The organism is Paenibacillus sp. 481 (assembly GCF_021223605.1).
In the GTDB taxonomy this organism is placed as follows: domain Bacteria; phylum Bacillota; class Bacilli; order Paenibacillales; family Paenibacillaceae; genus Paenibacillus_B.
Genome location: NZ_CP075175.1, coordinates 4,446,746 through 4,459,867, shown reverse-complemented (window position 1 = coordinate 4,459,867; position 13,122 = coordinate 4,446,746). Strand labels below are relative to the sequence as shown.

General features: G+C 44.2%; 10 protein-coding genes and 1 pseudogene. 2 read left to right on the top strand and 9 right to left on the bottom strand.

The window, feature by feature from the left end; all coding sequences use genetic code 11:
- Positions 1-18 precede the first annotated feature (18 nt).
- From KIK04_RS19540 to KIK04_RS19520, 5 genes and pseudogenes are all read right to left on the bottom strand, one after another.
- On the bottom strand, positions 19-612 hold the full coding sequence (locus KIK04_RS19540) for a GNAT family N-acetyltransferase (RefSeq protein WP_232275255.1): 594 nt from the start codon (positions 610-612) through the stop codon (positions 19-21).
- A gap of 145 nt (positions 613-757) precedes the next feature.
- Positions 758-937 (bottom strand): annotated as a pseudogene (locus KIK04_RS19535) (ATP-binding cassette domain-containing protein); the annotation flags it as partial.
- Positions 938-1,194: 257 nt separating this feature from the next.
- Entirely contained in the window at positions 1,195-1,701 is a 507-nt protein-coding gene (gene lepB / locus KIK04_RS19530) for a signal peptidase I (protein ID WP_232275253.1), read from the bottom strand.
- 110 nt (positions 1,702-1,811) lie between these two features.
- Complete coding sequence (locus KIK04_RS19525) at positions 1,812-3,593, bottom strand: cache domain-containing sensor histidine kinase (RefSeq protein ID WP_442951108.1); 1,782 nt, start codon at positions 3,591-3,593, stop codon at positions 1,812-1,814.
- Between the two features lie 24 nt (positions 3,594-3,617).
- Positions 3,618-5,204 (bottom strand): helix-turn-helix domain-containing protein, encoded by a 1,587-nt coding sequence (locus KIK04_RS19520; RefSeq protein WP_232275252.1) that lies wholly within the window; start codon positions 5,202-5,204, stop codon positions 3,618-3,620.
- Positions 5,205-5,440: 236 nt separating this feature from the next.
- Here KIK04_RS19520 and KIK04_RS19515 point away from each other — a divergent pair, with 236 nt between their 5' ends.
- A complete protein-coding gene (locus KIK04_RS19515) occupies positions 5,441-5,746 on the top strand; it encodes a hypothetical protein (RefSeq protein ID WP_232275251.1) in 306 nt (101 codons plus the stop codon).
- A gap of 194 nt (positions 5,747-5,940) precedes the next feature.
- On the opposite strand, the gene KIK04_RS19510 is transcribed toward KIK04_RS19515, so the two are convergent.
- The 4 genes from KIK04_RS19510 to KIK04_RS19495 form a co-directional block, all read right to left on the bottom strand.
- Positions 5,941-8,211: a purple acid phosphatase family protein gene (locus tag KIK04_RS19510; protein WP_232275250.1), complete on the bottom strand. Its 2,271-nt coding sequence runs from the start codon at positions 8,209-8,211 to the stop codon at positions 5,941-5,943.
- A 217-nt stretch (positions 8,212-8,428) separates the two neighbouring features.
- On the bottom strand, positions 8,429-10,093 hold the full coding sequence (locus KIK04_RS19505; RefSeq protein ID WP_232275249.1) for an extracellular solute-binding protein: 1,665 nt from the start codon (positions 10,091-10,093) through the stop codon (positions 8,429-8,431).
- Between the two features lie 116 nt (positions 10,094-10,209).
- Positions 10,210-11,103: a carbohydrate ABC transporter permease gene (locus KIK04_RS19500; RefSeq protein ID WP_232278822.1), complete on the bottom strand. Its 894-nt coding sequence runs from the start codon at positions 11,101-11,103 to the stop codon at positions 10,210-10,212.
- A 24-nt stretch (positions 11,104-11,127) separates the two neighbouring features.
- Positions 11,128-12,030, bottom strand: a complete 903-nt coding sequence (locus tag KIK04_RS19495) for an ABC transporter permease (RefSeq protein WP_442951184.1) — start codon at positions 12,028-12,030, stop codon at positions 11,128-11,130.
- Positions 12,031-12,344: 314 nt separating this feature from the next.
- Between KIK04_RS19495 and KIK04_RS19490 the strand changes: the two genes are divergently transcribed.
- A complete protein-coding gene (locus KIK04_RS19490) occupies positions 12,345-13,121 on the top strand; it encodes a DUF2087 domain-containing protein (protein ID WP_232275247.1) in 777 nt (258 codons plus the stop codon).
- Position 13,122 lies beyond the last annotated feature (1 nt).

Sequence of the window (13,122 nt, the reverse complement as noted above, 5' to 3'; positions counted from 1 at the left end):
CTCACCGCTTTCTATATGCTACTCCAACTGCTTGGTTCCCCAATAAGCGAGCTTGCGATAGGGCTGCTGACGCTCATCCTGCTCATATTGCTCTCGCAATAAACCGAGCCCAATCATATCCAAGTAGCGTCCATTGCGGAACACACGCTGACGCTGACGTCCTTCCTCCACAAAACCGCACTTGATATAGCAGCGATACGCACGCTCATTCGGTTCCAATACTTCCAATTGAACACGGTTCAATTGGAGCTGGTCGAACGCGACCGCCTGCAAGACGCGAATGGCTTCTTCGCCATAGCCTTGACCAAACAACTCTTTGCGCCCGATTACGATCCCGATCGTACCGATACGATTTTTCCAATCTATATGCAAATCAATTTGACCGATATATGCTTCCGACTCTTTTTCTGCGATGACAAACGAACGAATATTGTCTCTTGGCTTCATTACTTCATTCTTAAACGATTCCGTCGTTGTATACGAATGCGGAGACAAGAACAGATCATGCAAGCTCTCCGTTACTTCCGGATCATTTACCCACTTGCGCATGGCTTCCATATCACTTTCCCGATACTCTCTTAAGCGAATCCGATTCCCAAAATAGTGAGGCATTCCCGTTTCCCCCTCGCAGCGATTTTTCCTATTCTAGTACATCGGAGAGAGAAAAGGTAGTTAATTAATGGGAATTCAATCAACTAGATTACGCTCACTCAAGACGATCGTATCGTGCTTCACAACCCTCATAAAAGGATATTCTTTAATATGATACCGCAACTCGACACAATACAAGCAGTGTAAGGAGATGTTTCATGCCGTTGTAAAAAAGGGTTCCAACTGGTGCAGGATACAACCCTAAGATGAACTTAACTAGTGTTGATTTCCCAGCAGCGTTATCACCAACGATCTCGATCTTTTCGCCGCGCTTAATGGACAAATGAACGTGTTGTAGCGTTGGCCCTAACGCTTACATTAATTATGATCACACACTATCCGATCAGACCCTAATTCCTTTATCTAAAAGCTATTATCCACTATACAGCATCGCCAAAACGTTCATTAAAAATAATAATAACGCCTTCGTGCTGCTAAATGAATTAGAATAATTTAACATCTCATAGGTTAACGCTAACGTTTCAAACGGAAAAAGGCTTGCGTCAGTAAATGACTAGCAAGCCTTTTCGAACGATATATGGCTTAACGCCAAGGCCACAACTTGGCCTCCACTTTGCCTTCTAATGAGTCATTCGGGACGAAGCCTAAATCACGGCTATCCTTACTATTTTCCCGATTATCCCCAAGTACAATGACGTGCCCTGCTGGGACAAGTGTCGGAATGCTCATCCCTTTGGGCATCGTGTTCCCTAAGGCATGAGGCTCTTCAACCACCTTATCGTTTATGTACAGCTGTCCATCACGGATATCAAAACGGTCACCTGCAACTGCCACAACACGTTTAATCAGTCGTTCACCGGAAAAATCCGGTTCAATAATGACCACATCCCCACGCTCGGGCTCATTTAATTTATACACCCACTTATTTTCTAAGAGGCGATCACCCTCTTCATACGTTTGATTCATAGAGTCTTGATTAACGAGAATTTGCGCATAAGCGACCTTCTGGATCGTTAAGCTAAGCGTTAAGGCGATCGCTGCCGGTACCACAAAATCCATCGTCAACTTCTTCAACCAATTCTGCTTCATGCCTTATCCCACCCCTGATTTCCATATTTTACAACGATACTATGTTATACGTTTGTACGTATGATTAGTTTCCGTCTCCGTTGACATTTGTCCCTGTATGATCGAGTCTACTAGGTACGAGGACTGTCCTTTTCCCGCACAGCAGGGATCGTAATCGTGACCGATGTACCAATGCCAGGTCTGCTAAATATGCTAACGCCATACTGCGCTCCATATTGGAGCCTAATTCGCTGATGGACGTTGCGGATGCCATAACCGGCATTGACGTGATCGCGCGAATCAAAAATTTGCCGAATTCGTTCTTGCTTCATCCCAACTCCATCGTCAATGATGCGGAACGACAAACGATCGCCAACCTTTTTCCCGACGATTCGTATATGTATCCGATCCCCACACCACGCATGCTGCAACACATTTTCGATAAAGGGTTGCAAAATTAACTTGACCGTATCATAGCTGCAAACGTCTGAATCAACATCAAACAGCACTTCCAAACGATCCCCATACTTTATTTTTTGAATGGCTACATAGGCTCCCGCCTGTTCGAACTCTTTATGTACCGGAATGATAGAACGACCATCATTTAGCGTTAACCGATAAAACTTAGCCAAATCCATGACCATGCGTTGTAGTTTGTCCGTCTCACCGAACTTTGCAAGACGGCTAATAGAAGATAGGGTGTTATATAAGAAATGCGGATTGATTTGCGCTTGCAGCGACTCAAGCTCCGCTTCTTTTTTTTGAATTTGTGTAATATACATTTCGCTAATTAGTTCCCCGATATTTTGTCCCATCTCATTTAAAGCTACCGCAATTTGCGAAAATTCATCCTTGCCGTTGTAAGCCATCCGCTTATGGAGGTCACCTTCACGAAAAGCATGCAGAACCGACACAATTTTGGTCACACGAACCGAGAAGTATTTGGATATAAACATGGCTACAAACGTGAACACCACAAAACAGATTAGACAAATGGCGATCGTTAACATGCGAACTTTTACGGTATCGCCTTCAATGATAGCCGTAGGCACATAGGTGACAAGCTTCCATGGCACGCCATCCAGCGGCTCCTCGATAACGAGTAAATCTTCTTGCGATGCCGAATGGCGGAGCGCTTTAATGTGTTGTTCACTGACTTCATAACCAGAGTGATACAAGATTTCATTTTTGTTGTCCGCAATAAGCAAAATACTGCCTTCGCCGATTTTACGATAATCAACACTCTCAAACAGCTCATTCAAAGGGACATTTAGCCGCATAAATCCGATTTCCTTTAGTCGCAGCGGGGAACTTGTGTCGACAAGCCTTCGCAGTAAAGACATGCGCTTATACTGTTGGTCTTGTTCTATCTGTTGCCACTTCAGCGTTGTCCCGTAAATTTCAACGGGATGGTCTGCATACCAATGTTTATGAGCAATTCGCTTTAAATGGAAGATGTCAGCGTCTCTACCTTTCGATTCGGGGTCTCCCTCCTCTAGCGGGCGTTCATAAATTTCAGGCAACCGCTCATTGTGCATAAACACGGACATCCACATATTGCGGTTGGTCGCGTTGAGCGCATGTTGGATTTTAGGAACGACGTATTCCGTCATTTTCTCGTACGTCTCCCAACCCGCTTCATAGCTGCGCAAATTGCTGGCGAGCGTATAATCAAAATAGAGCATGTCGGAGATACGTTTAGCGTCCTCCATTTTGTACGTAATATTGTCGCGAATTTGTGATAATGTTCCTTGAATGTTCGTACGCGTCTGCTTGCGGATCGAGTCCACATAGATGGCATGCGACACGAGTCCGATGATAAGTACGGGAATGATAATAAAAGTAATGTACGTAAATAGCAGCTTATATCCGAACGGAATATAGGAAGGCTGTATTGGTTTAATAGACGGCACTATAGTTCCTCCATTCCCCAGATGCTATTCTTTTTTGCGATAATCCATAGGACTCATTCCATACGTTTCCTTAAACTGTCTACTAAAATAAGGAAGGTAGCGATAGCCCACTTGATCAGCAACTTCGTATATTTTAAGGCTCGGGTCCTTCAGCAATTCCCGCGCTTTTTCCATCCTCATTTGGATGAGCATTTCACTGAATGATTTGCCTGTTTCTTCTTTAAATAGATGTCCTAAATAATTCGGTGAAAAAGAGAACTGACGCGCAATATCCCGCAGCGTAATGTTCTCATGCATCTGCTCGCGCACGACGCGCTGCATTTCGCGAATGAGTCGACCGTTCTTCGTTGAGGCTTTGCGACGCAACATTTCTGATATTTCAAACACTTTGCGCACGAGCCATGAGCGAATGTCGTCCATCGTTTCGAATTGCAATAAAATATCCAAATTGCGTAGCTCCATGCCGAGCAAGCGGAATAAATCCTCATCCACGGAGTGCAAATATTGATCCAATTTGAATACGATGTACATCGCTAAATTATGAATCGTACACTTGGAGCGCAACGTAAGCACGGACAGGAACAAGTTCTCGATTTCGTCGTGAATACGGACGAGTTCGTAGTTAGCCATAGCCGTAAATAGGGCGTCCAGCCTCAGATCAAGTGTACGCGCATCTTCCATTTCTGGAGCGCGCTGCATCTGTTCATAGGCAATGAGCTTGCCCTTGCCGAAAAACATTTTGCAATCTAAAGCTTCTGTTGCTTGCTGATACGACAAGCTAAGTTCATTCAACTGCTGCACGGCCAAGCCAAGTCCGATCGTCAACGTAAATGACAATCGCTCCTTAATACGGTGCAGCATAAATCGCAACACGGCCTCGGCCTTCTCATCGCTCACGAGCAGCGCATAGCGTTGGCGTGATAACTTGCAGACGTGCAAGATATCCTGCTCCAGACAAGCAGTTAACACTTCCGCAGAGAACGACTGAAACAATTCTTGGCGGGCGGATTCCTGTTTGGCGTCAAGCTTCCACGCCACATCGTCCGCTTCCAGAACAGCAACTCGAATAGGCCATTGTAACGATTGGAAGCCATATGAATGCGCAAGCTCCCAAAATCCCGATTCATCGTTCAGCGTGGACGTGGAATCGCCATCAAGCAGCCGAACGAGCAATTCATTTCTCGCCATCGGGATCGCCTGTTGATAGGCAGCATCCGCTGCTTGGCGGCGCTTCGTCTCGTCGAGCTCCTTCGTTACGCGCTGCAACGAATCGATTAATTCCTGATCGTCCATCGGCTTAAGTACATAGCTGCAAGCGTTCAACGAGAGCGCTTGTTTAACGTAATGGAAATCTTGGTAACCGCTTACAAAAATAATGCGCGTTTCGCTGCGCTTATCCAATGCATGGCGTGCAAGCTCTAGTCCCGACATATTTGGCATATTGACATCTGTTACCAATATGTCTATGTGCTGTTGTTCGATTACTTCGCAGGCTGAGAAACCATTGTTCACTGCTGCTACAATCTCAAGACCTAGTTGTTGCCAAGGAATAAATTGCTTCATTCCTTCGAGGTCAAGCATCTCATCGTCTGCGAGTAGTACTTTGTACATGATGTCGTGCACCTCCATGGTTAATACGAGCTGACGTACTGACGTGTTAACGCAATGCTATGCTGTGCTGTGCTGTGCTGTGCTGCTGCACTAAATGTGCTGGATAAATGAGGATATACTATAAATTATACACCAGCCCTGTTAAGGGTGTCTGTAACAAATTGATTCAAATCTATTTTCGCGATGTATAACATCTCGATCATTTGGTCAGCTTGGTACGAGGAGGTGTTTGCAGGATGAGCATCATATCGATAAGCGTGATCATCATTATTCCATTAGTTATGCTACTCGTTACACTTTATATGAAACCATTTCAAATCGCTTTTCATTTTCTTGCGTTGTTGTGTGTCTACAGCGTTGGCATCGTACTTGCGCTTGCGGTCATCCAGACCAATTCCAACGGGACCACATTTACGACAAATGTGCACACTATTTTGCTGAACCCTTGGTTGTTATACCCCGGTGCCTATCTGGGCTTGTATATTCCATACCGGATTATGTTAGATATGTCACAATTCAAGGCGTGCAACTGTAAAAAGTAGTACCGTATCACGTGCCCGTATGCCCCCATGAGTTAATAATCGATAACAATATCGGTAACCATCCACGACACAAGCAGCCCGCCTATGTGCAACTACAAACACACATAAGCGGGCTATTCGTGTTCAAATCCAAACTCATGCAAACCAATGATTTATATGCTAAAATGCCAAAATCACTTTTTTGCACCCATTTATTAATAGGCTGCGGCTGTGCTGACTTGAACCGGGTCTGAATTATTTCTCTCTCCGGCCGCTTTGATAACAAAATGATAGCTTTGGGCTGCATCAACTTGATTCAACGTATACCTATACTCGGTTTGACCCGCAACTGCTGGGATATACAGGCTCCAATTTTTCCCTAGCTTATCATCTTGCTCATAAATTCGGAATCCTCGAACAGACCCTGAGACACCGGAAGGGGAATTCCATGTCATCACTGCTTTACCCCGCTCGATTGTGACTTTAGCTTGCTCGACCTTGGCAGGCTTAACGTCCGTTCGTTTGATGCTATACTCGTCATATTTTGTTAAGCTTTCGCCCTTGGCTGCGGTATATGACGTGAATTTCAGGATATCGTTCGTGATCGAGACATCTGTGAACATTTTTTTGAAAGGTTGCGCGTTAATAACTGCAAAGTAATCATTATACCCTGGATATTTTGTGTAGAATTTTCCACCCACAGAATTCGTCATCAAATACACGGTACCTGGGGGATTAACTACATTGCCTTGCGGGTCCTGTACCACGTTCTTAATCGGCTTATCGTTCAGCATCTGATAGGATCGCATATACATATGGTCATGCGCTTCAAACACGATATCTATGCCCATTTCATCGAACACAGGGATCAGTTGCTTCTTGTAAAATTGGATGCGGTTATCTTCCCACTTCCCCGCGTTGTCGCCTGCCGAATACGGACTTTTATGAAGGGATACGAATTTCCACTTCTTATCGGTTCTTGCAACTTGATTTCTCATCCAATCCAATTGGGCCTTGAATTCAGGATCTATCCTATCAACCTGACCATTACTATTGAGTCTTCCCGCAAACTGAGAGTTAAATTGCATAAACAGTGCGTCGCCATATTCAAACGCATAAACCGAGCCATCATGAGTGCCTGAAACTACTTTTTGGGGCAAGTTGAAATGGTTATAAAAATTGTTGTTATCGGTGGTTTCATCCCCCGCGTAGTCTTTAACTTCATGACCACCAAGAACGGGCACGAAAGGCACACGAGCAAATTCTTTGTGCGGAATACCTAGAAACCACTGCCATTGGGATTCCAAATCGCCGTTATCGACCAAGTCGCCTGTTAAAATAAAGAACTTCGGATCGCCAATATGATCAATCGCCCTGCGGAATGTGTCTTGCCACAGCTCATAGGTCGGTCTGCTGGAAGCTTGCGAATCCGAGCCAACAACAAAGCGAAAATCGTGTTTGCCCGCTTGATCGGTGGTGAACATACCGATAGGGCTCCACCCATCGGCATCCCCATTGCCTGCACGGTATTGGTATGCCGTACCTGGCTTCAGATTATTGGCGATGACCTTATGGCTCGCAAATCTCTCTTTTTTCTTCGAAGCTCGATCACTTTTTACCATGAAAGTGTCGATAATCGTGGAACTTCCGCTATAAGTAATCGCTTTAGCTTCTGGAAATTTACCATCTACTACTTCTGCAGCTTCAACAACCTGCAACTTTGTGCCTGATATGTCTTGGGGGGTGTACCATGCAAATGCCAAGCTCGTTTTGGGGTCGCCATTGAATGTCATATTTAACAACTGGGGCGTTTTCCGGGATGCTTGTGTTTTCCGCTCGCCTTTAACTACAACTTCCCTTAACCGGCTTGAACCGGTATTTCCTATCGATTCAGTGCCTGATACTCTTGTGTTGGAGTTCACAACCCAGCGAATATATAATCGTGCCTGATCATTGGCTTCGCTTGGAAGGGCAGCATCTACTAATGAACCAGCCGGACTGTAGTCCGTGCCTAGCGTAAGCGCACCTTTGTTAATGTCTTTCCAATTCGTCGAATCTGTACTTATTTGAACCTTAAAATCCCGGGGTCCTGTACTTGAGGATTTCTGCTGTGAGGATATATGAATACGTTCCAATCCCTTTGTTGAAAGGGTGGCCACCCATGCTTTTTTGCCTATTCCATTGTCCCAGCCTTGATAACGGATGCTCTTCTCTCTGTCGTCAAAAGTAAAACCCTGTCTGGAGCTGCTTCCAATCTCTTGCACAATCGTTGCGGAATCTTTATGCAGACCAAATGCAGCGTTAAACACACCTGGGTCATTCCTGATGCTCTGGAATTCCCATTTTGCTGCAATCTCGACACTTCCGGCAGTAATCTGTTCTTCCGTTTCACTAGCAACAGCGATGTTAGAGAGTAGCAGCATGAACACGACCAACATGGCAATCGTTCGGTAACACTTCTTTCGCAAAATGTAATTAATTTGCATGACATTCCCTCTTTCCTCATCAAATTAAAACCTTTAGCTAAGGAGATGGTAACACATTGGCATGTGATTATTTAGCTATTTACGTAAATTTTATGTAATTATTATAAACATGTCCCCTCAACATAAAAAAGATAAGCCCCGTCACAAATGATGACGGAGCTTCTCAACTAACTGTGTATACACGACTTGCGCATACTCTCTTTCATGCAAGTCAGTATTATTTAATACCTAACTTCGCTTTGTTTTCTTCCCAACGCTTTGTTTGGTAATCAAGCAGCTTCTGGTAGCCTGCTGTTTGTGCATCTTGCTCTGCTTTATCAAGGACAGCGATAACTTCCGCATCATTCTTCGCGTAGAGTGCTTTCGCACGGTTTTCCATGAACAAGTCTCTAATACGCTGTGCGACAATACCTTCTTCCGAATCAGGCATTGGCGCCAAGTTCACGAATTGCGTCCAGTTAAATTGTGTCTTCCATGTAATTTCCATTTGGTACTTCGTTTCCCAAGTACGTTTTTCTTCTGGAAGTTTCTCTTCAATGCTCGATTTTGCCGCATCAACAAATCCAGTGTTTCCTACCCATTGCAAGTTGATCAAGGAGTCCATTAGCTCACGACGCTTTTGCTCTTCTTTGAAATAAGCATCTGTGAGTTTAGGAATACCCTTGTCATCAGTACCATCCCAATACTTGCCTTTAGGTCCCCAGAACATCGTGCTCATACCTTCTTCGCCAGTCATCCAATCAAGGAATGCGAAAATCGCTTCTGGATTTTTAGCGCTTTTTGTAATAACACTTACGTTCCAACCTAATTGATTGTAGTGGCCAGGGTATACTTTGTTTTTGTCTACACCTTGCTTGTGGAACGGCCACAACATAATGTAGCCTGCATCTGGATCTTTCGCACGCAGTGCTGTCGTACCACGCGTACCAAAGTCTGTCGTACTCGAAGCAGCAAATACTGCAACGCGTCCTGTGTTAACTCGCTCGTTAACTTGGTCCATCGTTTGCGTCAATGCGTCCTGCGTAACGAGCTTCTCACGATACAGCTTGCTAACGAATTGCATCGACTCGCGGAATACAGGATCCGCGAAGATGGACGTGAGCTTGCCGTCTTTCGGTACAGCACGGTTGAAAATAAATGTTGGCGGATGCTCTTCCTTAAATGCTGAGTAAAGTGATTCGAACCCTTGACCATCAATACTCGGGTCAAACGGAATAACATCTGGGAATTTCGCTTTGACTTGCTTCAAGTAATTGTACAAATCGTCTGTTGTTTCAATCTTAGGGCTACCTAATGCTTCGTATATTTTTTTGTTCAGCATGTAGCCTGCGTTACCATTGGCACGCGTCGTGTACCAGTTCGGGAATTGATACAACTTGCCATCTTTCGAGCGAAGCATATTAAGTGTCTCTTCGCCAGCCCATTTTTTCAAGTTTGGATATTTATCCAAATATTGATCAAGCGGCACGAGCATATCTGCTTCACGCAAACGCTCTACATCCGGCCCACGGTCCATCCACATCACATCTGGCAGTTGGCCTGACGCGATCATCGTGTTCAATTTTTGCTCCGCATTACCGCCGGAATGAATCGGGGTAACGTTAACTTTCATATTATCTTTAATCCACTTTGTCGTTTCATCTTTACCCCACGGTGGCATTGTGTACCAGCCGTAGTGACCGTAGAACGTGTAATCCAGCGGTTCTTTGCCAAACTCATACTTCGCTGTCGTATCGCCTGCTGTTGTCGCTTCACCCGCAGGCTTTTTTTGGTCGCCGCTTGCTTGGTTGCTTCCGCCGCCTCCACAAGCTGACAATAACGACATTGCTGCCATCAACGCAATTAACGGTAGCGCAACCGAGCGTTTCCACCCTTTTTTCATAGCAACAAACCCCTCTCTGTCGAGCATCATAATATGTGACGCATCTATGCTTAAAGCGAAGCTCTAAACATCCCCGTAAAAAAATCTCTAACCTAAATCCCTCATATGAATCTGTACTACTCTTTCATGGAGCCTACAAGCACACCTTTAACGAAATACTTTTGCACAAACGGATAGACGCAGATGATTGGCAATGTCGCCACAACCATTGTCGCCATCGACAACGATTTCGTCGTTACACTTTGCATTTTCGTCAAATGGCTGGCCGCCGCTGAATCGACCTGTGACAGCTGCTCACTCATAATGTTGGAGTTCAACGTTTGCTGCAAAATCGTCTGGATCGGATACAAGTCGGTATTTGTCAAATAGATGCTTGGTACGAACCAATCGTTCCAATGCGTAATCGCTGTAAACAAGGACAATGTCGCGATTACTGGACCCGATAGCGGCAATATAATTCGGAAAAAGATGCCCCAGTTCGTGCAGCCGTCTATTTTAGCCGATTCCTCTAATCCACCTGGTAGACCACTGAAAAACGTACGGAAAATAATCATGTTCCATACACTCAACAACGTCGGAATAATCATAACCCAGAACGAATCCATCAGCCCGATACCACGAATAATTAAAAATGTTGGAATGAGACCGCCGCTGAAATACAGCGTTACGATACACATGATCATGTAATATTTGCGCCCAATAAGCTCTTTCTTCGTCATCCCATAGGCGAAAATAGCTGTTGCTATAATACTAAGCAGTGTACCGATAACGGTACGCAGCACGGATACCATAAAACCGGTAACCATTCGCTCGTCTTTAAACACAATCTCATAGTTCTCTAGCGTAAAATCGCGTGGCCAAAACGTAACGCCACCAAGGACGGTATCCTGCCCGCTATTGAACGAGACTACGACTGCGTTCCAGAACGGATAGAAGGTAGCGAAAGCGAGAAATGTTAAGAACGTATAGATGAAGCCGATAAATAGTCGATCACCAAAGCTATGTCTCATTGGATTCATTGGACTCTCCCCCTCCTACCACAAGCTGTTGCCGCTACGGCGTGCAATGGCATTCGCAATCGTGAGCAAGCCTACACTAATGATAGCTTTAAACAAACCGACTGCTGCAGCGTAGGAGTAGCGATAATTTTTCAATCCGACCCGATACACATAGGTATCAATAACATCTGATACTTCGCGCAGTGCTGGATTGACGCCCAAGAGCAAGATCTCTTCAAAGCCTGCGTTCAGCAAGTTACCAATCGCCAATATCATGAAAATGATAACGACTGGCATGATAGATGGAAGCGTTATCAAAAACATTTGTTTAATCCTGCTTGCTCCATCCATCGAAGCAGCTTCATATAAATGAGGGTCAATACCCGAAATAGCAGCTAAGTACACGATAGAAGAAAAACCAATTTCCTTCCAAATCCCGGTTGTAATCAAGATACTCCAGAAATAATCTTTTAACGCTAAAAAGTTAATTGGTTCATCAATTAAGTTCAACTTTTCCAACAGCATATTAATACTGCCGTTATCTGTGGAAAGCAACGATCCTGCGAAACCTGCAACGATAACCCACGATAAGAAATGCGGCAAATAACTTACCGTCTGTACAAATCGCTTAAACACCATGTTTTTGATTTCGTTGAGCATTAACGCAAGTAATATGGGTGCCGGAAAGGCGATACATAACTTCAGCAAACTAATGACAATCGTGTTCCGCATCACAGTAGCGAACTCAGGTGCATTGAAAAATGCTTCAAAGTGCTTTAATCCGACCCATGGGCTTCCTGAAATGCCTTTGAACAGGTTGTAATCTTGAAACGCGGTCACGATTCCGTACATCGGTAAATATGAGAAAATAAATACCAATACTAATCCCGGTAAAACCATTAGCTGAATGTCCCACTGTTTAAGAATACGTTTTAGCATTGAATCACGCTTTACTGGATACGGCGATTCACGAACGGGAATTTCAACTTCAGACATGGGCATTCTCTCCTTTTTTTGTATAATCGAATGCTGTTAGTTTCATTGTAACGGGGAGAACCGCGTGTTCATAGATGAGGGATCAACGAAAGTTGATACTTTTTAAAGAACGTTATAAAGTTTAACGCTTGTACTTTCTATAAATAACCTCAATCAGGAAGAATAAGTTTGTCCACCGCAAATAAAACTTGATAAACAATAGATGTTTTAGTATATTATCTATATAATAATAAACAAAAAAGGGATGTGTTTATGAAATGAATGTACCAGAACTATTTTGGAATGCCTCATCCGAACAACTTAAGATCGGTTATATTTATGAAGACAATCATTATATATGCCTGCTATGTGGTAAATCATTTGAGCAAGGAATCATATACCCTGATCAAGATAAATGGTATGAAGCGGAACGCTACACTCGACTTCATATTGAGCAAGCACACCAATCCGTGTTTGACTACTTGATCCGCCTTGATAAGAAGCTAACCGGTTTAACCGAACATCAGAACAGCCTGCTGCGCCTTTTTTATCAAGGAAAGAGCGATAGTGAAGTACAAGCGGAACTGGGCATCGGTAGCGCATCCACGATTCGCAACCATCGCTTTGCGCTAAAGGAGAAGGAGCGTCAGGCGAAAATATTTTTAGCGATGATGGAACTGTCCAAGCAAAAAGATAGGCATGCACCAGCCTTTATCGAGGTTCATCAAACCGCTACGATGGTGGATGATCGCTACAATGTGACGCAAGATGAGCAAGCAGCGCTTTTGAAAAAGTATTTCCCGCAAGGAACAGACGGCCATTTGCACAAGTTCGCCCGCAAGGAGAAGCATAAGCTTGTTCTGCTCCGTGAGATTACAACCCGTTTCCAAAGTGATCACGTGTACAGTGAAAAAGAAGTGAATCACATCTTAAAAACGGTGTATGACGACTATGTCACGCTCAGAAGGTATTTAATTGAATATGGCTTCCTTGATCGAAAGCCCGATTGCAGCGAATATTGGGTTAAAAATAATACTCTACCAAAGGAGAATTAAC